Raw genomic sequence first — 20,664 nt, 5'->3', positions numbered from 1 at the left:
GAGTACGTCCCCGACACACCGACAGTTCCTGTCTTAGACATATTCAGCCGTGGGACTTTGCGACGTCCGCGACAGCATTATTGGACCCAACAAAAGAGATATTTTCCAGAACTCGTGGCCGCCGCCGACGAGATGATTCCTGCCGGTTGCATCGTGGACGGCGAGGCCGTCGTGTGGACGGGCGGAAGGCTCAGCTTTGAGTCTCTGCAGCAACGACTCTCCGCCGGAAAGAATCGGCTGGTAGCCGTGGCCAACGAGCTCCCAGCGAATTTCGTAGCGTTCGACGTCCTCTGCGTAGCGGGCCACGATGCTAGGAGCTTACGGCTGCGGGAGCGGCGGGCGCTGTTGCAGGAGCTCGCCGACGGATGGACTCCCCCATTCTCCCTATCTCCGTTGACCACGGATCTAGACCTCGCCCTGCAGTGGTTTGAAGACTTGGCCACCGCAGGTCTGGAGGGACTCATCATCAAGGGCGACTCGCAACCATACTTGGGTGGCCAGCGGGTTTGGTTGAAATATAAGCGACGGTCCGAGATGGACATCATCTGCGGCGCTGTAGTCGGGCCAATCGACCGGCCGACTGAAATCGTGGCAGGTCTTCCGATTGACGGGGCATTGCGGATCGTAGGCCGGTCTTCAGTCCTGCGCTCTTCCGATAGCCAGGTGCTAGCACAATGGCTTAAACCCCCCGAAGGTCCCCACCCCTGGCCGGAGATGGTGAAGGGCAGCACACTTGACCGATTCAACCGCGATGCATCGCCTGTAGCTTTGACACTCGTGGAGCCGGTCGTCGTCGAGGTATCCGCAGACAGCGCCTGGTCGGGACAAGCCTTCAGGCATGCTCTGCGCTTCATCAGGGTCCGCCCGGAGCTGCCGCCCGAGGAGGTTTCGCTCCCGCGCTAACTCCTGTGACTTCATCTCAATAGATCGAAGTATGCCGTATCCGAATTCCAGGCGATCGGGTGCAGCAAGGTGCCGACCGCGGGATTGAGGGCGCTGTACATCTTGCCGTCGCCGGCGAAAATGCCCACGTGCCCCCAGTTGTTCGGGCCCTGGGCGTTCTGAACAACCAGGTCCCCCGGCTGTGGGGTGCGAGTCCTCACGCCCACCCTCCACTGCTCGACGCGCGGTAAATTGATTCCTGCCTGCCGGTAGATCCATTGCACGTAGCCGGAGCAGTCCCATGCTTTGAACGCCGTTCCGCCCCAAACGTACTTGCCCCCGAGACCTTCCTGAGTGAACCGCAATATGTCCTTTCGGATCTGACTAAGATGCGCGTGCTGTAGGGCCGGCATGGAGGCATCGGGCGCCTCGATGCAGCTACTTGTGGCCACACCGTCGCCGAGCGAGTCGACAATGGCGGAGGCCTGACGCTCCCACCGGGCATACAGCTCAGGAAATGCTGAAACCTGGACCGCCTGTGCAGCCTGACCTTTACTCATAAAGTGCCAGCCCGGAATGTCCAGCAACCCTTGAGGGCTGCCGTGATTCGGCCCATTCGGACCGCCATAGAACGCTCGCACGTTGTATGTCGGGTCCATTAGCTGCTCGACACTCCCCCAGCCCGCCGCCGGACGTTGCTGGGCGGTGCCGAGGGAATCGTGGTCGCCGCCGACGCCGTCATGGGGAAAGCGAAGGGACGCAGGAACGTTCGAGTTGGCCAGGACCCTAAGGCTGGACTCCTGCAGTGCCATCATGATCGCAACGATTTGGCCATCTCGGGACACCCCCAACTGTTTGCCGACGGATATGTACTTCCGTGCAACGGCGGCTTGGCGGGCGGACAGCCCGGCTGGCGCCTCACTGCCAGGAACGATGTTCACAGGGACTGGATCTTCGGTGGCCAAGCCGCCGCTCAGGCCTTCTGGCCTGCAAGCTGACGCCGCACTCACACCGTCTATGCCAAATACCGCCACGCACGCGGAAAACGCAAAAGCACCCACCGTGACAAGGGCTGTAGCTGCGGCCACCAACGCCCGTAGAATCACACGGCGCTTGGCCAAGGACGCAAGCAAGGCTGGCGCCGGCATCAGTAGACGATCCTGCTCGCAGCAGCGTAGAAGCCCACCACAACGCAGTGATCAGCGGGTGCTGTATCAGCCGGCGGACAGTTCATCATGACGCTGACCGGCGCTGTGTACACGTTGCGGGAAGAACTCGTTTGGTCCAGGACCCGCAGGGATACGGTGCACACGTGCAGTCCTGCCCACGGAGCCGGCCGCTCCCGCACCTTGGCCAGCTCGACGTCGCAGCGAAGATACTGCACGACCGCGCTCCGGCGCGCGTGCTGCCCAGCCAAAGAGGCGTAGCTTCCAGCATTGATCCCGGTCGCTTCGAACTCCTGCACAAAGACCGCAAGGGGGTTAGATCCGTCCGGCAGCACGTTCCACCAACTGCGGAGCCTGGAGTAGACCTCAGAGTAGGGTGCCGCGCGCGTATCCCATGTATAGATCGCCTTCGCGGTCGCCGAGGCTAGCTTGCGATAGTCGACAGTTCGGGGTTTTGCCGGCACTGCGCTGCTCGTGATGGAAGGCTCCGTCGCCGGCGCTTCTGCCTGCAGGGGTTTCGTCGGCGCTAGGGATGCCGGCACCGTCGGCGACGACGAGGCAGGCTGGGTTGCAGGCACTTCCACAGGACGTGAAAGAACGAATACGACTGCGGCCAGCGTCAGGAGGGCGATGACGATGAACCACCATCGACGCCTGCCGGATCCGGGGAGCGAGCTTATCCGCGATAACCACATTCCTGCCTCCTCACCTACTCATGGCAGGACGACTAACCAGGGACATGATCAGTCAACGCCTTGCATCCCAGCCCGGATAATTCTCCAGGCGGCCTGATACAGCCGGCGTGCGAAACCGATCTGAACTGCCACATAGCGCTCAGTCACGCCAAGCTCCGCGGCCACTGCTGCCAAAGCCGTGGTTCGTGCTGGTCCACGCACCCCCGGGCGGACAATCGCGGCAGCGGTTCGGCGGAGCACCACTGTGGGCAGGCACGCTGCCGCCTGCTCGCACAGCTGGCCGATGTTGCAGACCGCCTCCGGCTCAACCTCGAGGGCCTTTTCAACGGTCCGGGCCGTCTGGCGCACGACTGTGGCCGCATGCCACCGTCGGCGATCTTGCGGCGACGGCGGACCGTATCGGCGTGGTCCACCAATGCTGCCGAGGGCGAGTTCCCAATCTCTCGCTGACACGCTAGTCCGGGTCAGTTCAATAATCGTTCGTGCCCACTCTTGGTCGACGATTTTCTCGCAACTCCGGCCCCCAGCCCGGTCCATTCCAAGGAGCACGGCGGCGTCCAGAGACGCCGTTCCCTCGCAGGCCGCAGGATCACCGAGTAGTGGGTAGGTCTTATGGCTCATCTCCCAGCGGATGTGAGCGGCGCACACGTTCGTGCAGATCCCCTGGACCCATGCGCCGAACGGAACGCCGGGGAGTTGGCGATAGCGGCCCCGAGCTACTCCGTCCCACACGGCGACTCTAATGTCTTGCAGTACGTCGTCCGCATCGGAGGCCCGGCCTATGCGGCCTAGGTGCGAAACGACATATCCGCGCACGCTTTCAACGGCGACCATTATCTGATCCACCGGGACCGCAGCTGCAGCGGCTTCTGGGGCCCTGCGCAGGGAAACATCGACGTCAATCTTGATTTCGTGATCTTGCCAGGCTTGATCTGCCCTGGTTTCGACTCGCATGGTCTTCACCGCTTTGCGTGGACGATCCAATAAGTTCCGGCGCCCGGCGAGTCCGGCGCCTGCGCTGTGGTGGCAAAAGATCAGGGCCAACCACGACTACAACGAGACTACGGAAACTATTGTCAAAGATAACTAAAGTATCGTCAAGACTGCGAGACTTACTTTTCTAGCGACCTTCGATAAGAATGGTCCTATGCCTAGGATTACGCAGCCTCACGACGACGCCTGGTCCGCCGACGTCGAGGCTGCCGTGGCCACATTCGGCAACAGAGCACGGAATGAGATCCTGCGCTATCTTTCAGCGCATGGCCCGGCAACCAGGGGGGATATCGTGGCGGCGGTCAGCGCCGGCGAGCCAAGCGTCGCGAAGCACCTGCTTGCGCTTGAGGACGCTGGCGCCGTTGTAGTTGACGTAGAACCCGGAAGACGACACGGCAGGTCACCCCGATATTCAGCAAACCCGGCACGGATCAGGGAACTTCTGGCTGCCCACCTTGAGTATCTTCTGGAGGACTAGCGGCAGCTTGCTCGACCTCGGGATGCCGCCCAATGTCCTTGTTCAGATATTCAGAGATAGCCCTCAACGTCTCAGGCGACACGTCCCCCAGGGTCCTGGCGGCGAAGGACTTCACTCGGGCCGCCCTCAGGGACTTAACGAATTCAAGCTGCGAATCAATGCGCTCGGGCAGCTCCGTGTCGTTCCCGAGCAGATACGAGGGATCGACCTTGAAGATGCTGCACAACCCCGCGAGCAAAGCCGGGTCCCTGACCAGGCGGCCTGTTCCCTCTTTCATATAAAACCAGCGTGCACGGGACAACTTGATGCCCCTATCCGCGAGCTCGGCCTGGACTTCCCTGAACGTCAAGGGCTTGCCCCGTTCGGCCACCGCAGCATCCAGCAGCAGATTCAGCCGACGTGCCAGCTGGGCCTGCGGGGACAGCGCATTACCACGCCCAGACTCGGCACCCCACATTGGCCCCTCCTCGATCGGCATCCGGGACCGGCGGTGCCTGTCATGTCCCGCGGCTCCCCTCCGCCCCAGTATTCCCTGAGTCGTTCGAGTCGGCAATCAACTGCTCGATCCGCGCATCCAGGTAAGACACCAGCACGAAGCCGGCCGACGGCGCGGCTGGTACGTCGCGGAGTCCCGGACCAGCCAGATCCTGACAAATCTGTAGAACAGCCTGCGGCAGCACGCGGTGAACATCCAGCTGGAAGCAAACTTCCGTAAGGACGTACCTCAGCGCCCGCAGCAGCTCCACCTGCTCTCCAAGTGAACCGCAGTGCCAGTAGCGATCAGCGTGGAGGATTCTGGCCGCCTCCAAAAAGGCTGTGATCTGCGGATGGTCCTGCATGTCGTACCCCTCCTCCGTCAGAAGGCATGCCGCCGCCTGACTATTCGATTCTGCTGAGGATCATTTCCACGGCGCGCCTCTTCCAACATGATCGGGTCGAGAGTAACCTGCTGCTGTAGACCCGTCTACAGCAGCAGGTTCCCGCAAATTCTTGGGTTGTGGTCTCTCCATGTCGAACATCCTGATGAACCGGACGCGAAGCCAAATCATCCGTTTCCTCCTGCGGAACGGCCCATCAACCTGCGGTCAGATTGGTACTGGGCTTCGCGCGTCACCATCCACAATTCGCCGACAACTGTTGCTCCTGCGGCGAGCCGGCTTGGTACAGCACTCGGCCAGTCAGTTCGACGCTTTGCCCGAGCAAGTCCAGCGGCAGGTTGAAGCCCTCGCAGAAAGCTTCACCGGCACCGTCATGCCGCCCGCTGGCTCTTCCCCCATGAACTAGGAACCGAGCTGGCCATCGTGCTGGCAAGCACGACGGAGACACTTATGACCTCACTTCCAGAACGCAGTCACAACACCGAAGCCGCGGATGAAACATGGCTGACTCCCAAGGAAATCTGCGCGCAGCTACAGATCCCTGAGCAGACCTTCTACCAGTGGCGTGCCAAGCACGTCGGGCCACGAGCGTATCGAATCGGCCGGCACCTTCGAATCAACCGCAGCGACTTTGTCGCCTGGCTCGCCCTGCACGCCGAGGAATAGATCTCGAAACCTGGACGATGACCACAGTGGGGCCAAGGCGCGAGGAACATGGTCGCACCTCATGGCGCCCCAGGGACCACAAGCAAACCCTCCCTTCGACAATCCGGTCATGCAGCCGGTGGTTACTTGCTCCATGAGCTAGTGCTGAACAAACAGGGGGCAACGCCGCCATCGACGAAGGGACCGAAGCAGCATGAAACTCGAATTCTTCGAACCTGCCGAGGCTGCATCAGTCCTCAAGTGTTCCGAGGCGTGGCTCCGCGACGGGGCCACCAAGGGCGATTTCCCCCATTCAGTCTGGGGCAAGGGGAAGATCGTGTTTACCTCGGTCCACCTGAAAGAGATCGCCCAGTTGCGCGAAGTCCGACGCACCGCTCAGACGCCATCATCCGTCCGGGTCATTGGGAGCCGGGCGCAGGCTCGCCAGAAATCCTCGTAGCTGTCGGCCGTGCCGGTCTAACTACGCCAGATCTCGGCGGATCTCTCCACAGCGTCGGCGGCATCCTGGAGGGCTTGCGGCATCAGGTGGCCGTAGACCTGCTCCGTCGTACGAGTGGATGCGTGCCCCAGCCGCCTGGAGACCGTGAACAGGGAAACGCCATCCTGGATCAGCCAGGACGCATGGGTATGGCGCAGATCGTGGATTCGCGGCGATTTGGTCAGTCCGCGCGCTTGGGCGGCCTCCACTGCGGGGACCCAGTAGTGATGCCAGTAGAGCTTGTGAATGATCCGCTCACCCTTGGGGGTCGTGAAGAGAAGGTCGGTCCCGGGCCGGCTGGCCACCAGCGGGACGAGGATGTCCACCAGGTGGGGGTTGAGCGATACCGTCCGCTTACCTGCACCCGTCTTGGTCGCGCCGATGTAGTACTCCGAATTAGTACCGCGTTTCCACGCCTTGTTGATCCGGATCGTCGCCGGCTTGGACATGAGATCGACGTCCGCCACAGTTACGGCGGTTGCCTCTCCAAAGCGGAGCCCCGTCATAACCAGGAACTCTGTAAACGCTTTGTACCGCTCCCCCATGCACTCGAGGATGAGCCCGAATTCAGCATGTGTCAGGAACCGGGCCTCGTCCTCCGCCTTCTCACTGGACGGAAGCTGAACCCGCTGGCACGGGTTGTCCTTCCGGTAGCGCAGCATTACAGCCGTCTCCATGGCCCCATAAATCAGGGCATGGTTGTTCTTGATCGTCTTAGGCGACCTGCCCTTGGCCTGCATCGACTTGATCCAGTGGGTCACGTGCCGATAGTCAAGCTTGTCGACTGGGATGTGCCCTATGACGTCGGCGATGTGCAGCTTCAGCATCGTTTGGTAGGTGTGAACCGTTCCTACCGACGGTCGTACCAGCAAATCAATGTGTTCCTGAATGACGGCCGCGACAGTTGGTGCTTTGGTCTGGTTCTTGACCATCGCATGCTGCGCGATTTCGAAGGATTGTTCGTTCGCGTCCAGGAGCCGTTTCAGGGTTTGGGCTTCAGCGGCGGACGAGAAGGTGATCCCTTCTTGCTTCTTCGTTTTCGGATTGCGCCAGCGGACTGTGAACGAGGTCGATCCGTCGGCTTTTTTGCGCTCCCAAATGCTGGCCATGGGCAAAATCTTAGGCCTGGTGTGCACAGAAAACGAGCTTTTGTGCACACCCTCAGCCGGAACCCTAGCCTGACCTGCGAAAACACTGTGCCCGAGGTGGGACTCGAACCCACACACCTTTCGATACCGCATTTTGAGTGCGGCGCGTCTGCCAATTCCGCCACTCGGGCGCGGAGTACACGGAGTAACAATCGTAGGCTCACAGCAAAGTGTGAGCAACGCAGCCACTACCAGTGCGCGGATTTACTCTACATGCAGATAGGCTAAAACCCAGAATCGCGCCACCGCCGTCGCAACAAGCCATGCCGATCCAAGTACAAGCGTGGGGCCCAACTAAGATAGTCATAGTCCCGCCGTACCTTTTCAAGGAGATCCCGTGTCAGAACCGACGGAGTCAAACAAAACGTCCCAGCCGGCGCGCCGCGTCGTCGTGGCCGAAGACGAAACCCTAATCCGCCTCGACATCATCGAAATCCTGCGCGGTGAAGGCTACGACGTCATCGGCGAGGCCGACAACGGCGAGAAGGCCGTGCAGCTGGCGGAGGAGCTCAAGCCGGACCTGGTCCTCATGGACGTCAAGATGCCCGTTATGGACGGCATCTCGGCCGCCGAGAAGATCGTCAAGGCGCGCATCGCCCCGGTCGTGCTCCTCACCGCCTTCAGCCAGAAGGAACTCGTGGAGCGCGCCCGCGACGCCGGCGCCATGGCCTACGTGGTCAAGCCCTTCACGCCCGCCGACCTGATCCCCGCTCTGGAGATCGCGCTGTCCCGCCACGAGGAGATCAAGGCCCTCGAAGCCGAGGTTACCGACCTGCAGGAGCAGTTCGCCACCCGCAAGCTCGTGGAACGCGCCAAGAGCCTGCTGACCACCAAGATGGGCCTGACGGAGCCGGAAGCCTTCCGCTGGATCCAGAAGACCTCGATGGACCGCCGCCTCAGCATGCGCGAAGTGGCCGAGACCATCATCAACCAGGTCAACTAACTCCAAACGCAAGAAGAGAAGGACCCCGGCACAACGCGCCGGGGTCCTTCCGCGTTAAGGGAACCAAAAAAGGATCCCCGCCACCAGTTCACTGGTGACGGGGATCCTCCTATACAGAACGGGCTACTCAGCGGGAGCTGCCGCCTTGTTCTTCTTCTTCTTTTCCGGCCACGGGCCGAGCTTTTCCTTCTTCTCGGCCGCTTCGCCGGCCTGCGGGGTGTCGGCGAGGTCGCCCACCTTGTGGACCTTCAGCGAGTTGGTCGAACCCGCCTTTCCGGGAGGGGAACCGGCAGCGATGACCACGAGGTCGCCGTCTTCCACCAGGTTCATGTCCAGCAGGCTGCGGTCCACCTGTGCGGTCATTTCATCCGTGTGGCCCACCATGGCAACCAGCTGCGGCTGGATGCCCCAGGTCAGCGCCAGCTGGTTCCACACGTGCTCCACAGGGGTGAACGCGAAGACCGGCTTGATCGGGCGGAGGCGGGACAGGCGGCGCGCCGAGTCACCGGACTGCGTGAACGTACAGATGTACTTGGCGTCCAGCTGGTCGGCGATTTCGACGGCGGCACGGGTGATCGCGCCACCACGGGTCTTGGGCTTGGTCCCCAGCGGGGGGACGCGCTCCAGGCCGTGTTCCTCGGTGGACTCGATGATCCGGGCCATGGTCTTGACCGTCTCGATCGGGTACTTGCCCACGCTCGTCTCGCCGGAGAGCATGACCGCGTCGGCGCCGTCGAGCACGGCGTTGGCGCAGTCGGAGGCCTCGGCGCGGGTGGGGCGCGGGTTGTCGATCATGGACTCAAGCACCTGGGTGGCAACGATGACCGGCTTGGCCCAGCGGCGCGCCAGTTCGATGGCGCGCTTCTGCACGATCGGCACTTCCTCCAGGGGAAGCTCCACACCCAGGTCCCCACGGGCCACCATGATCGCGTCGAACGCGTCGATGATTTCGTGGAGCTGGTCCACGGCCTGCGGCTTTTCGATCTTGGCGATCACCGGAACCCGGCGGCCTTCTTCGTCCATGATCTCGTGGACGCGCTTGATGTCGGCGGCGTCACGGACGAAGGACAGCGCGACGAGGTCGACGCCGCGGCGGATGGCCCAGCGCAGATCGTCCTCGTCCTTTTCGCTCAGGGCGGGGACGTTCACGGCAACACCGGGCAGGTTGATGCCCTTGTTGTTGGACACGTAGCCGCCCACAGTCACCTTGGCAACGACCTTGACGTCGTCAACCTCGATAGCACGCAGCGCCACCTTGCCGTCGTCGATCAGCAACGCATCGCCGGGGTTGACGTCCTCGGTAAGGCTCTTCAGGGTGGTGGAGCAGATCTCCTTGGTGCCCGGAACGTCTTCGGTGGTGATCGTGAAGATGTCCCCGACGGCCAGCAGGTGCGGGCCGTCAACGAAGCGGCCGAGGCGGATTTTCGGGCCCTGCAGGTCGGCCATGATCGCCACAGCCTTGCCCAGGTCGGCCGCCGCCTTGCGGACGTTCTCGTAGGTGTTGTCGTGCACGGAGTAGTCGCCGTGGCTCATGTTCATGCGGGCTACATCAACGCCGGCTTCCAGCACCGCGAGGGTGTTTTCATAGCTGGCAATGGCCGGTCCGAAGGTGGCCACAATCTTTGCGCGTCTCATATACCTACCCTATTGGTCACTTGCATTGGTTAAGTTGTCACGGAGATGAATTCCCCGGGTCGGCCGCCACGAAGGAGGCGCGCTACAGGACAGCTATGGCACGGTCCGTCGGAGCCACAGGTGCAGGAAGGATGGTGCTGCCCATCAGGAACTTGTCCACCGCAGCAGCAGCCGCACGGCCTTCTGCGATGGCCCACACAATCAGGGACTGCCCGCGGCCGGCGTCGCCCGCCACGAAGACACCCTCCGTGTTGGTCATGTAGTAGCCGTCGCGGGCCACGTTGCCGCGTCCGTCGAACTCGGCGCTGACCTGCTCGGTGATGCCGGCGGGTTCTGCACCGGTGAAGCCCAGGGACAGGAACACCAGGTCTGCCGGGATGATCCGCTCGGTGCCCGCCTTGGGCAGGCGCTTGCCGTCCACGAATTCGGTCTCGGCGACCTTCACGCCGGTCAGCTTGCCGTCCTCGCCCACGAACTCCACGGTGGAGGCGAGGTACGTGCGCTCCCCGCCTTCCTCGTGGGCGCTGGCGACCTCGAAGAGGGTGGGGAACGTGGGCCACGGCTGGTGGCCGGCACGCTCCACCGGCGGCTGCTTGCCGATGGCCAGGGTGGTCACCGACGCCGCCTGGTGGCGGTGCGCCGTGCCGATGCAGTCCGCACCGGTGTCGCCGCCGCCCAGGATGACGACGTGCTTGCCGCGGGCGTCGATGTGGTTCTCCGGGGACTCCCCCGCCACCACCCGGTTGGACGGAACGAGGTAATCCATGGCGAAGTGCACGCCCTCGAGATCGCGGCCCGGGATGGGCAGGTCACGCGGCACGGTGGCGCCGGTGGCGATGACCACGGCATCGTACCGGCGGCGCAGCTGCTCCCAGGTGACGTCCGTACCGACGGCGACGCCGGTGCGGAACCGCGTGCCTTCGGCCTTCATCTGCTCGAGCCGGCGGTCCACCTGCTCTTTTTCCATCTTGAAGTCGGGGATGCCGTAGCGCAGCAGGCCGCCGATCTTGTCGTCCCGTTCGTAAACGGCCACGGTGTGGCCCACACGGGTGAGCTGTTGGGCGGCCGCCAGGCCGGCAGGGCCTGAACCAACGACGGCGACCGTCTTGCCGGTGAGGCGGTGCGGGGGCAGCGGGTTAACCCAGCCGTTGTCGAAGGCCTCATCGATGATGGACACCTCAACCTGCTTGATGGTCACCGCAGGCTGGTTGATGCCCAGCACGCAGGACGCCTCGCACGGGGCGGGGCAAAGCCGGCCCGTCCACTCGGGGAAGTTGTTGGTGGCGTGCAGCCGCTCAATCGCTTCCTCGCCCTTGTCCCGCCACATGAGGTCGTTCCACTCGGGAATCAGGTTCCCCAGGGGGCAGCCCTGGTGGCAGAACGGCACACCGCAGTCCATGCAGCGCCCGGCCTGGCTCTTCAGGACACCCTTTTCCTGCGCCTCGTAAACTTCCTTCCAGTCCATGATGCGGACGGGAACGGGACGGCGCGGCTGGGTTTCACGCTGACGTACTTTCAGAAATCCGCGTGGATCAGCCACCGGTCACCTCCAGGATTCGAGACCAAACTTCTTCGCCGTCGGGGTCAAGGCCCTCTTCGATGGCGTCAAGCCGGGTTTGCAGCACTGCGGCGTAGTCGCGCGGCAGCACCTTGGTTATGCGGGCAGCGGTGTCGTCGAAGTTGTCGAGCAGACGCGCAGCCAGCTGGGATTCGGTTTCCTCCACGTGCTTGACCAGCAGGCCGTGGACGATGTCGCGGTCCTCGGCGTCCAGTTCAAGGAGCTGGAGTTCGCCGGACTCGAGGGCCTGCTTGTTGACGCGTTCAGTCCGCAGATCCAGCACGTAGGCCGTGCCGCCGGACATGCCCGCGCCGAAGTTACGGCCGGTCCGGCCGATGATCAGCGTCTGGCCGCCGGTCATGTATTCACAACCGTGGTCGCCGATGCCTTCAACAACAGCGGTGGCGCCCGAGTTGCGGACCAGGAAGCGTTCGCCCACCTGGCCGCGCAGGAACATTTCGCCGCTCGTCGCGCCGTAGCCGATCACGTTGCCGGCCACGACGTTCCGCTCAGCCTGGAACACGTTGGTGCGGTCCGGGCGGACGATGATCCGGCCGCCGGAGAGCCCCTTGCCGACGTAATCGTTCGAGTCGCCGTACATTCGCAGCGTGATGCCGGCAGGCAGGAAGGCACCCAGCGACTGCCCGGCGGTGCCGTTCAGCGTGATGTCGATGGTGTCCGTGGCCAGCACGTCCGTGCCGAACGTCTTGGTCACGACGTGGCCCAGCATGGTGCCCACCGAGCGGTCGGTGTTGATGACGTCAACCGTGATCTTCACCGGCGCGCGGTCGGTCAGCGCCTCGGCGGCCATGGTAATGAGCCGCTGGTCGAAGTGCTTGTCCAGCTCGTGGTTCTGGCCGGTCAGGTTCCGCAGCGGGGCGTCGTCATCGAACTCGAGGCCGTGCAGGATCGGATCCAGGTCCAGGCCTTCGGCCTTCCAGTGGCTGATGGCCTCGCGGGTGTCCAGCATTTCGGCGTGGCCGATCGCTTCCTCGATGCTCCGGAAACCGAGCTCGGCGAGGATCTCGCGGACCTCCTCGGCCAGGAACTCGAAGAAGTTCACCACGAACTCCGGCTTGCCGCTGAAGCGGGCGCGGAGTTCGGGGTTCTGCGTGGCAACGCCCACCGGGCAGGTGTCCAGGTGGCAGACACGCATCATGATGCAGCCCTCAACCACCAGCGGCGCCGTGGCGAAGCCGAATTCCTCGCCGCCGAGCAGGGCGGCGATGACGACGTCGCGTCCGGTCTTGAGCTGGCCGTCAACCTGCACCACCACGCGGTCGCGCAGGCCGTTGAGCATGAGGGTCTGCTGGGTCTCTGCGAGACCCAGTTCCCAAGGAACACCGGCGTGCTTGAGCGAGTTCAGCGGCGAGGCGCCGGTACCGCCGTCGTGCCCTGAAACAAGCACGACGTCGGCCTTGGCCTTGGTAACGCCGGCGGCAACTGTGCCGATGCCCACCTCGGAGACGAGCTTGACGTGCACCCGGGCCGAAGGGTTCGCGCGCTTGGCATCGTAGATGAGCTGCGCGAGGTCCTCGATCGAGTAGATGTCGTGGTGCGGGGGCGGGGAGATGAGTCCGACGCCGGGGGTCGAGTGGCGCGTCCGGGCAACCCAGGGGTAGACCTTCTGCGCCATCAGCTGGCCGCCTTCGCCGGGCTTGGCGCCCTGGGCCATCTTGATCTGGATGTCGTCCGCGTTGGTCAGGTACAGGCTCGTGACGCCGAAGCGGCCCGAGGCGATCTGCTTGACGGCGGAACGGCGCTCAGGATCCAGCAGGCGCTCCACGTCCTCGCCGCCTTCACCGGTGTTGGACTTGCCGCCCAGCCGGTTCATGGCGATCGCGAGGGTCTCGTGGGCCTCCTTGGAGATGGAGCCGTAGCTCATGGCACCCGTGGAGAAGCGCTTGACGATGCTGGAGACCGGCTCGACTTCCTCGAGCGGCACGGCGGGGCGCAGACCGTCCTTGAACTTGAGCAGACCGCGCAGGGTCATCAGGTTCTCGGACTGGTCGTCAACGCCCTTGGTGTAGGCCTTGAAGATGTCGTAGCGGCGCTCACGTGTAGCGTGCTGCAGCCGGAAAACCGTCTCCGGGTTGAAGAGGTGCGGCTCGCCGTCGCGGCGCCACTGGTACTCGCCGCCGCCCAGCAGGGGCCGGTGCGGCTGTTCGATGCCGCCCTCCGGGTAGGCCATCTGGTGGCGTGCGGATACCTCGGCCGCGATGACGTCCAGGCCCACGCCGCCCAGCTGGGAGTGCGTGCCGGCGAAGAATTCGTCCACGAGCTCCTGGCCCAGGCCCAGCGCCTCGAACGTCTGGGCGCCGGTGTAGGACGCCACGGTGGAGATGCCCATCTTGGACATGATCTTCAGGACGCCCTTGCCGAGGCCCTTGATCAGGTTGTAGACACCGTCCTGCGGGGTCACGCCCACCACGTCGCCGGCAGCGATGAGCTGCTCGACGGATTCCATGGCCAGGTACGGGTTCACGGCGGACGCGCCGTAGCCGATGAGCACAGCCACGTGGTGCGTCTCGCGGACGTCGCCTGCCTCGACCACCAGGGCGGTCTTGGTGCGGTTGGCGCTGCGCAGCAGGTGGTGGTGCACGGCGCTGACCAGCAGCAGGGACGGGATCGGCGCCCACTGGGCGTTGGAGTCGCGGTCGGAGAGGACCACGTACTGCACGCCGCGGTTGATGGCACCGGACACCTGCTCGCAGATTTCGGTGAGCCGTGCGCGCAGCGCGTTCTCGCCGCCCTCGGGGCGGTAGAGGCCGCGGACCTTCATGGCCACCTTGTCGCCGTCGGCGTTTTCGATGTTGGCGATCTTGGCGAGCTGGTCGTTGTTGATCACCGGGAACGGCAGGGAAACCTGCGGCTGGCGCACCCGCTTGGTGTCCAGGAGGTTGCCGTTGGGGCCGATGGCGCAGGTCAGGGAGGTGACCAGCTCTTCACGGATGGCATCCAGCGGCGGGTTGGTCACCTGCGCGAAGGACTGTACAAAGTAGTCGAACAGCAGGCGCGGGCGCTTGGACAGCACGGCCACTGGGGTGTCGGAGCCCATGGCGCCCAGCGGCTCGGCACCGGTGCGGGCCATCGGACCCAGCAGGATCTTCAGCTCCTCGGTGGTGTAGCCGAACGTGCGCTGGCGGATGTTCACGGACGCGGCCGTGTGCACCACGTGCTCGCGCTCCGGAAGCTCGTTCAGGTCGATGAGGTTGTCCTTGACCCACTCGGCCCAGGGGTTGGCTGCGGCGACCTCGGCCTTGACCTCGTCATCGCCGATGATGCGGCCTGCCTCGGTGTCCACCAGGAACATCTTGCCCGGCGAAACACGCCCCTTCTTGACCACCTTGGAGGGCTCGACCTCGATGACGCCCACCTCGGAGGCGAAGACGACCAGGCCGTCCTCGGTGATCCAGTAGCGCCCGGGACGCAGCCCGTTGCGGTCCAGGGTGGCGCCCACGAGGCTGCCGTCGGTGAACGACACAGCCGCGGGTCCATCCCAGGGTTCCATCAGGAGGGAGTGGTACTCGTAGAAGGCACGGCGTGCCGGATCCATCGTGGCGTGGTTTTCCCAGGCCTCGGGGATCATCATCATGATGGCGTGCGTGATGGGGCGGCCGGACAGCCACAGCAGCTCGGCCACTTCATCGAAGGACGCGGAGTCGGACGCGCCGGGGGTGCAGATCGGGAACAGCTCTTCCGGCGAGTCGCCCAGCAGCGGGTTGGCCAGCTGGGACTGGCGGGCGCGCATCCAGTTCCGGTTGCCCTTGACGGTGTTGATTTCACCGTTGTGGGCGATGGTGCGGAACGGCTGGGCCAGCGGCCAGGACGGGAAGGTGTTGGTGGAGAAGCGGGAGTGGACGATCGCCAGCTTGGTCTTGAAGCGCTTGTCCGACAGGTCCGGGTAGAACGGCTCCAGCTGGGCAGTGGTCAGCATGCCCTTGTAGACAATGGTCCGGGAGGACAGGGACGGGAAGTAGACGCCGAACTTGTTCTGGGCGCGCTTGCGGATGCGCCAGGCGCGGCCGTCCAGGTCGTTGCGTTCCAGCTGCTCGCCGGTGGCCGAGGCGAAGAACGGCTGGGAGAAGTACGGCATGCAGGCACGCGCCATGGCACCGACCAGGTCGGCGACGACGGGAACTTCGCGCCAGCCAAGGACCGTCAGGCCCTCGTCCGCGGCCAGCGCCTCGATGCCGGCCTTTGCGGCATCGGCCTCGCGCTGCTCAGCCGGCAGGAAGGCGGTACCCACGACGTACTGGCCGGGGGCCGGCAGTTCGAATGCGGTGACGGCGCGGAAGAACTCGTCCGGCACCTGCATCAGGAGGCCGGCGCCATCGCCCGTTCCCTCATCGGCGCCGACGGCTCCGCGGTGTTCGAGGTTGCGCAGCGCGGTGAGGGCAGCCTCGACGATGTCGTAGCCGGGTTCCCCGCGCAGGGTGGCGATAATCGCAAGACCGCAGGCGTCCTTCTCCTGCTCCGGGTTGTAGAGCCCGGATGCCTCGGGGAGCGCCGCGAACCGCTTGAACGGCGACATGGCGGCGTCCGGCTGGTTCGGTTCGGACCAGCTGGGGCCTGAAAGAGTTTGGGTCATGGGAGACGTCCTTCCTCCTGATCGTGCGTATGGAAGGGACAACGTTGGCCCCACTCAGAGCGCCACTGTGATGGGCACAACAAAGTGTTACTGCTTACTGGAAATTGTAGGGCAGGCGCACGTGCTGAACTAACAGTTACGCAGGCTTCTGCCCCGGGGCTTGACCCGGTCCGCAGCTCTATGCTGACCGGAGTTGCCTCTGCCACGACGCTGTGGTGGTGGGCGCTCCGAGCGGTAACTCTCTGCGGCCCTGGTACCGGCGCCTACTAGCGTGAGCTGTCGGCTTCCGGTGCGGTCCCGGTGTCTGTGCCACCGGACTTTCCGGTGTTCCGCGACTCCGCGGCGGTTGGGGTACCGCCGGTGGATGCCGGGACTGCTTCCGTTTGGGCAGAAGCTAGCCCGGAACCGTTTTGGTTATCAGGGAGATTACCACGCGACTCACTATCTGAGACAACACGGTCCGTATCACGGACCGGATTGCCGGTCACATTTGGAGCAGAAGCGGAGTCCCCTGACGCGCCCGCGACGGCCTCCCCGGAAGCCGGCTTCCCGCCGTCGGCCATTTCAGTGACCGCAGGGGCGGGCGCACGGCCCGGAAGATAGACACTGTCCGCGTCGCCGCCCTTGCGCCGGCCCAGCACGATGAACACCGCAAGGGCCGCGATGAACACGAAGATGCTGGTCCAGACGTTCAGCCGGGTGGTGATGCCGAACAGGCTGATCTGCTCGGCATCGTCGATCCGCATAGCCTCGATCCAGACCCTGCCCAGCGTGTAGTACATGGCGTACAGCCAGAAGAGCCGGCTGCGGCGGAAGTGGAACCGCCGGTCCAGCGCCAGGAGAATCAGTACTCCCGCGATGTTCCAGAGGGACTCATAGAGGAACGTGGGGTGGAAGAGGGTGCCGGCCGGGTAGCCGGCCGGGAAGTTGGCGTTGTCCGCGTCCACCTGGAGTCCCCACGGCAGCGTGGTGGGGCCGCCGAAGAGCTCCTGGTTGAAGTAGTTGCCCCACCGGCCCAGGGCCTGCGCCAGAAGCAGCCCGGGGGCCGCGGCGTCCATGAACGCCGTGAGCTTGACCCCTGCACGGCGGCAGCCGATCCAGGCGCCGAAGGCACCCAGCACCACGGCTCCCCAGATTCCGAGGCCCCCGCGCTGGATCTGCGGGATCAGGGACAGGTCCCCTGTGCCGTCGAAGCCCGGACCGAAGTACGCGTCCGGAGAGGAGAACACGTGATAGAGCCGGCCGCCGATGATGCCGAACGGGATGGCCCAGATGGCGATGTCCCAGACACTGCCCTCGGGCGCTCCGCGCTTGGCCCACCGGACGGACGTCAGCCACAGTCCAATGACAATGCCCGCCAGGATGCAGAGGGCGTAGGCGTGGATGCGGAGCGATCCCCACGGCAGCGGAATATCAAACCCGGACCAGTCCGGGCTCGGGATGCTTGCGGGCACCATGCCGGTCTGTACCAGCCCGGCTGCGGTGAGGATCGTCTGCATGGGTGCGTTACTTCCTGGTCAGTCCGGTACTGAGGTCTTTGGTCAGCTTGGCGACGGCGTCAACTCCGCCGTCGCGCACGGCCGCCACGAGCGCCGAGCCGACGATCACACCGTCCGCGTAGGAGGCGATCTCCGCCACTTGCTCCGCCGTCGACACGCCGAGGCCGACGCACACGCGTTCCGCTCCGGCGGCCTTGGCCGCAGCCACGACACCGTTGGCGGCATCGCTCACTGCCGTGCGCGCACCGGTGACGCCCATGATGGAAACCGCGTAGACGAAGCCACGGCTCGCGTCCACGGTCCGGCGCATCCGCTCAGGAGTGGAGGAGGGTGCCACGAGGAAGACACGGTCCAGGCCGTACTTCTCCGAAGCGTCCATCCATTCGGCTGCCTCGTCCGGGATCAGGTCCGGAGTGATGAGTCCGGCTCCCCCGGCCTCGGCCAGGCGCCGCGAGAACTCCTCCACGCCCATCCGGAGCACGGGGTTCCAGTACGTCATGACCAGGACGGCGGCGTCCGTCTGGCTGGTGATGCCGGCGACGACGTCGAAGACCTGCCGGACGTGGAACCCGTTGGCCAGGGCCTCGGTGGTGGCTGCCTGGATGACCGGGCCGTCCATGACCGGGTCCGAGTACGGGATGCCGATTTCGATCAGGTCGGCCCCGTTGCGCGCCAGGGCGACGCCGGCGGCGATGGTTTCCTCAACGTTCGGGTAACCGGCGGGCAGGTAGCCGATCAGGGCCGCGCGGCCTTCCGCGCGGGCCTTGTCGATGGCAATGGCCGACTTGCTGATGATCTGCTTGCCGGAGTTCTGGGCTGTGGTCACAGCTGCTCCCCTTCCTTGCCGATGGCCGCCTCGGCCGAGTCCTTGTCCAGAAGGTCGAACCATTCCGCTGCGGTGGCAACGTCCTTGTCTCCCCTGCCGGACAGGTTGACGACCACGATCTTGTCGCTTGCGTCTCCTTCAGCGGCCAGCCGCTGGCCCACCTTGATGGCGCCGGCCAGGGCGTGGGAGGACTCGATCGCGGGGATGATGCCCTCGGTGCGGCACAGGAGCCGGAAGGCTTCCATGGCTTCGCTGTCCGTAATGGGCTCGTAGCTGACGCGTCCGATGTCGGCGAGGTAGGAGTGCTCCGGCCCGACGCCGGGGTAGTCCAGGCCTGCGGAAATGGAGTGCGACTCGATGGTCTGGCCGTCGTCGTCCTGCATCAGGTAGGACCGTGCACCGTGCAGTACGCCGGGACGGCCGAGTGTGATGGTGGCCGCGTGGCGGCCCGTTTCGACGCCGTCGCCGCCGGCCTCGAAGCCGTAGATCTTCACCGACGGGTCATCCAGGAAACCGTGGAAGATGCCGATGGCGTTGGAGCCGCCGCCGATGCACGCGCAGACGGCGTCCGGCAGCCGGCCGGCCTGCTCGAGGATCTGGGCGCGTGCCTCTTCGCCGATGACTTCGTGGAAGTAGCGGACCAGTGCCGGGAACGGGTGGGCGCCCGCTGCCGTGCCCAGCAGGTAGTGGGTGTTGCCGACGTTGGCCACCCAGTCCCGGAGGGCTTCGTTGATGGCGTCCTTGAGGGTCTGCGAACCGTTCGTGACGGGGATGACGGTGGCGCCCAGGAGCTCCATCCGCGCCACGTTCAAAGCCTGCCGGCGGGTGTCCTCGGCGCCCATGTAGACCACGCATTCCAGGCCGAGGAGGGCGGCGGCGGTGGCACTGGCCACGCCGTGCTGGCCGGCGCCGGTCTCGGCGATCACGCGGGTCTTGCCCATCCGCTTGGCAAGCAGTGCCTGGCCCAGCACGTTGTTGATCTTGTGCGAGCCGGTGTGGTTCAGGTCCTCGCGCTTGAGGAAGATCCGGACACCGCCGGCGTGCTCGGCAAAGCGCTTGGCCTCGGTCAGCAGGGAGGGCCGGCCGGAGTAGTTCTTGTTCAGGTCCGCGATCTGGGCGGTGAACTCGGGATCGGCCTTGGCCTTCTCGAACGTGTCCTCGAGCTCGTCCAGGGCGGCGATCAGTGATTCAGGCATCCAGCGGCCGCCGTAGGCGCCGAAGTAGGGTCCCGGGGCGTGGCGCAGCGAGGTGCCTCCCTGCAGGAATGCATCCACCGAGCCCTCGTCAGAGCCGGCTGTTGGCGCGTCGGCCATCAGTCTCACCATCCTGTTCACTTTTTCTTATCGATGTCAGGCGCCATCTGTCCGCACACGGTGTGCGGACAGACGGTGCCACGGTTGGGTGGGAGCTCAGGCCCGGGCGGCGATGGCCGCGGCCCCGGCCGCTGTGAACTCCGCGATGCGTTCACGCGGGGTGGCGTCGCTGACGAGCGCCTCCCCTACGAGGATGGCGTTGGCACCGTGCGCCGCATAGTGCGCAACGTCGTCGGCGTTCCGAACCCCCGACTCCGCAACCACCACTGCGCCGGCGGGAATGCTGCCGGCGAGTGAGGCGAAAACGGAGCGGTCGACGTCGAGCGTCTTGAGGTTGCGGACGTTGACGCCGATGATCCTGGCGTCGGCGGCCACGGCGCGCTCCACTTCCTCAGGCGTGTGGGTTTCCACCAGCACGTTCATGCCGAGCTCACGGCTCAGTGCACTGAACTCGCGCAGCTGCTGGTCCGAGAGGGAGGCGACGATCAGGAGGATGAGGTCCGCACCATGTGCACGGGCTTCCCAGATCTGGTACTCGTCCAGCGTGAAGTCCTTGCGCAGCAGCGGGACATCAACCCGGGCGCGGACGGCGTCCAGGTCGGCCAGCGAACCGTTGAAACGGCGCTGCTCGGTGAGCACGCTGATCACCGCTGCTCCGCCGTCGGCGTACTGCACGGCCAGCGACGCGGGGTCCGCGATGCTGGCGAGGTCGCCCTTGGAGGGGCTGCGGCGCTTGATCTCGGCGATGACTTTCAGCTCGCCGCGGTCCGCGGAGGTGCCGCCGAGGGCAGCCCAGGCGTCGCGGGCGGGAGCAGCCGCCAGGGCGCGGTCCTTCAGTTCCGCGAGGGACACGAGCCGCTTGCGGCCCTCCATGTCCTCCCTGACACCGGCGTTGATGTCGTCGAGAACCGTCAC

19 protein-coding genes and 1 tRNA gene are annotated in these 20,664 nt (G+C 64.8%); 6 read left to right on the top strand and 14 right to left on the bottom strand.

The window, feature by feature from the left end; genetic code table 11:
* The coding region (locus ACFRAH_RS08660) for an ATP-dependent DNA ligase (protein WP_377990485.1) at positions 1-903 on the top strand (903 nt) is incomplete at its 5' end.
* 11 nt (positions 904-914) lie between these two features.
* Here the strand turns inward: ACFRAH_RS08660 and ACFRAH_RS08655 are convergent.
* The 3 genes from ACFRAH_RS08655 to ACFRAH_RS08645 all read right to left on the bottom strand — a co-directional run bounded on the left by ACFRAH_RS08655 (position 915) and on the right by ACFRAH_RS08645 (position 3,577).
* Positions 915-1,823 (bottom strand): C40 family peptidase, encoded by a 909-nt coding sequence (locus tag ACFRAH_RS08655; protein ID WP_377990484.1) that lies wholly within the window; start codon positions 1,821-1,823, stop codon positions 915-917.
* A 206-nt stretch (positions 1,824-2,029) separates the two neighbouring features.
* Entirely contained in the window at positions 2,030-2,266 is a 237-nt protein-coding gene (locus ACFRAH_RS08650; protein ID WP_377990483.1) for a hypothetical protein, read from the bottom strand.
* 525 nt (positions 2,267-2,791) lie between these two features.
* Positions 2,792-3,577: an RNA polymerase sigma factor gene (locus ACFRAH_RS08645; protein ID WP_377990491.1), complete on the bottom strand. Its 786-nt coding sequence runs from the start codon at positions 3,575-3,577 to the stop codon at positions 2,792-2,794.
* Positions 3,578-3,890: 313 nt separating this feature from the next.
* Here ACFRAH_RS08645 and ACFRAH_RS08640 point away from each other — a divergent pair, with 313 nt between their 5' ends.
* Entirely contained in the window at positions 3,891-4,214 is a 324-nt protein-coding gene (locus ACFRAH_RS08640; protein ID WP_111903539.1) for a helix-turn-helix transcriptional regulator, read from the top strand.
* Here ACFRAH_RS08640 and ACFRAH_RS08635 read toward each other — a convergent pair.
* Positions 4,168-4,671: a hypothetical protein gene (locus tag ACFRAH_RS08635; protein WP_377990482.1), complete on the bottom strand. Its 504-nt coding sequence runs from the start codon at positions 4,669-4,671 to the stop codon at positions 4,168-4,170. The two genes, ACFRAH_RS08640 and ACFRAH_RS08635, sit on opposite strands and share 47 nt — an antisense overlap.
* Before the next feature lie 40 nt (positions 4,672-4,711).
* Positions 4,712-5,053, bottom strand: a complete 342-nt coding sequence (locus ACFRAH_RS08630) for a hypothetical protein (protein ID WP_377990481.1) — start codon at positions 5,051-5,053, stop codon at positions 4,712-4,714.
* 169 nt (positions 5,054-5,222) lie between these two features.
* On the opposite strand from ACFRAH_RS08630, the gene ACFRAH_RS08625 reads away from it, so the two are divergent.
* From ACFRAH_RS08625 to ACFRAH_RS08615, 3 genes are all read left to right on the top strand, one after another.
* Positions 5,223-5,498, top strand: a complete 276-nt coding sequence (locus tag ACFRAH_RS08625) for an ArsR family transcriptional regulator (RefSeq protein WP_377990480.1) — start codon at positions 5,223-5,225, stop codon at positions 5,496-5,498.
* 44 nt (positions 5,499-5,542) lie between these two features.
* On the top strand, positions 5,543-5,758 hold the full coding sequence (locus ACFRAH_RS08620) for a helix-turn-helix domain-containing protein (protein WP_076797906.1): 216 nt from the start codon (positions 5,543-5,545) through the stop codon (positions 5,756-5,758).
* 193 nt (positions 5,759-5,951) lie between these two features.
* The gene (locus ACFRAH_RS08615) at positions 5,952-6,197 is read left to right on the top strand and encodes a hypothetical protein (protein ID WP_377990479.1); all 246 of its coding nucleotides are present in this window, start codon (positions 5,952-5,954) and stop codon (positions 6,195-6,197) included.
* Between the two features lie 17 nt (positions 6,198-6,214).
* On the opposite strand, the gene ACFRAH_RS08610 is transcribed toward ACFRAH_RS08615, so the two are convergent.
* Both ACFRAH_RS08610 and ACFRAH_RS08605 read right to left on the bottom strand, forming a co-directional pair.
* The gene (locus tag ACFRAH_RS08610; RefSeq protein WP_377990478.1) at positions 6,215-7,345 is read right to left on the bottom strand and encodes a tyrosine-type recombinase/integrase; all 1,131 of its coding nucleotides are present in this window, start codon (positions 7,343-7,345) and stop codon (positions 6,215-6,217) included.
* Between the two features lie 88 nt (positions 7,346-7,433).
* Positions 7,434-7,515 (bottom strand) — tRNA-Leu (locus ACFRAH_RS08605).
* 206 nt (positions 7,516-7,721) lie between these two features.
* Here ACFRAH_RS08605 and ACFRAH_RS08600 point away from each other — a divergent pair.
* Positions 7,722-8,327, top strand: coding sequence for an ANTAR domain-containing response regulator (locus ACFRAH_RS08600; protein ID WP_306922492.1), 606 nt, complete (start codon positions 7,722-7,724; stop codon positions 8,325-8,327).
* Positions 8,328-8,450: 123 nt separating this feature from the next.
* On the opposite strand, the gene pyk is transcribed toward ACFRAH_RS08600, so the two are convergent.
* From pyk to trpC, 7 genes are all read right to left on the bottom strand, one after another.
* Positions 8,451-9,962 carry a pyruvate kinase gene (gene pyk / locus ACFRAH_RS08595; RefSeq protein ID WP_377990477.1) on the bottom strand — a complete coding sequence of 504 codons (1,512 nt, stop codon included), beginning with the start codon at positions 9,960-9,962 and terminating at the stop codon, positions 8,451-8,453.
* 82 nt (positions 9,963-10,044) lie between these two features.
* On the bottom strand, positions 10,045-11,502 hold the full coding sequence (locus tag ACFRAH_RS08590) for a glutamate synthase subunit beta (RefSeq protein ID WP_377990476.1): 1,458 nt from the start codon (positions 11,500-11,502) through the stop codon (positions 10,045-10,047).
* On the bottom strand, positions 11,495-16,111 hold the full coding sequence (gltB, locus tag ACFRAH_RS08585) for a glutamate synthase large subunit (protein WP_377990475.1): 4,617 nt from the start codon (positions 16,109-16,111) through the stop codon (positions 11,495-11,497). The genes ACFRAH_RS08590 and gltB overlap by 8 nt, the downstream gene beginning before the upstream one ends.
* A gap of 266 nt (positions 16,112-16,377) precedes the next feature.
* Positions 16,378-17,610, bottom strand: coding sequence for a prolipoprotein diacylglyceryl transferase (lgt, locus tag ACFRAH_RS08580; protein WP_377990474.1), 1,233 nt, complete (start codon positions 17,608-17,610; stop codon positions 16,378-16,380).
* Between the two features lie 7 nt (positions 17,611-17,617).
* On the bottom strand, positions 17,618-18,436 hold the full coding sequence (gene trpA, locus ACFRAH_RS08575) for a tryptophan synthase subunit alpha (RefSeq protein ID WP_377990473.1): 819 nt from the start codon (positions 18,434-18,436) through the stop codon (positions 17,618-17,620).
* Complete coding sequence (trpB, locus tag ACFRAH_RS08570; RefSeq protein ID WP_377990472.1) at positions 18,433-19,749, bottom strand: tryptophan synthase subunit beta; 1,317 nt, start codon at positions 19,747-19,749, stop codon at positions 18,433-18,435. Before trpB ends, trpA begins: the two co-directional genes overlap by 4 nt.
* A gap of 96 nt (positions 19,750-19,845) precedes the next feature.
* Positions 19,846-20,664, bottom strand: a complete 819-nt coding sequence (gene trpC / locus ACFRAH_RS08565) for an indole-3-glycerol phosphate synthase TrpC (protein ID WP_377990471.1) — start codon at positions 20,662-20,664, stop codon at positions 19,846-19,848.

This window comes from Arthrobacter sp. NPDC056727 (assembly GCF_042790555.1).
In the GTDB taxonomy this organism is placed as follows: Bacteria; Actinomycetota; Actinomycetes; order Actinomycetales; family Micrococcaceae; genus Arthrobacter.
Note: the sequence above shows the minus strand (reverse complement) of the source record. Positions and strands in the feature narration are given on the sequence as shown.

Excerpts from the sequence above, each read along its gene's own strand:
- ACFRAH_RS08645 (WP_377990491.1), bottom strand. The coding sequence starts at position 3,577 with ATGGTCGCCGTTGAAAGCGTGCGCGGATATGTCGTTTCGCACCTAGGC.
- ACFRAH_RS08640 (WP_111903539.1), top strand. The coding sequence starts at position 3,891 with ATGCCTAGGATTACGCAGCCTCACGACGACGCCTGGTCCGCCGACGTC.
- ACFRAH_RS08635 (WP_377990482.1), bottom strand. The coding sequence starts at position 4,671 with ATGTGGGGTGCCGAGTCTGGGCGTGGTAATGCGCTGTCCCCGCAGGCC.
- ACFRAH_RS08630 (WP_377990481.1), bottom strand. The coding sequence starts at position 5,053 with ATGCAGGACCATCCGCAGATCACAGCCTTTTTGGAGGCGGCCAGAATC.
- ACFRAH_RS08625 (WP_377990480.1), top strand. The coding sequence starts at position 5,223 with ATGTCGAACATCCTGATGAACCGGACGCGAAGCCAAATCATCCGTTTC.
- ACFRAH_RS08620 (WP_076797906.1), top strand. The coding sequence starts at position 5,543 with ATGACCTCACTTCCAGAACGCAGTCACAACACCGAAGCCGCGGATGAA.
- ACFRAH_RS08615 (WP_377990479.1), top strand. The coding sequence starts at position 5,952 with ATGAAACTCGAATTCTTCGAACCTGCCGAGGCTGCATCAGTCCTCAAG.
- ACFRAH_RS08610 (WP_377990478.1), bottom strand. The coding sequence starts at position 7,345 with ATGGCCAGCATTTGGGAGCGCAAAAAAGCCGACGGATCGACCTCGTTC.
- pyk (WP_377990477.1), bottom strand. The coding sequence starts at position 9,962 with ATGAGACGCGCAAAGATTGTGGCCACCTTCGGACCGGCCATTGCCAGC.
- gltB (WP_377990475.1), bottom strand. The coding sequence starts at position 16,111 with ATGACCCAAACTCTTTCAGGCCCCAGCTGGTCCGAACCGAACCAGCCG.
- lgt (WP_377990474.1), bottom strand. The coding sequence starts at position 17,610 with ATGCAGACGATCCTCACCGCAGCCGGGCTGGTACAGACCGGCATGGTG.
- trpB (WP_377990472.1), bottom strand. The coding sequence starts at position 19,749 with ATGGCCGACGCGCCAACAGCCGGCTCTGACGAGGGCTCGGTGGATGCA.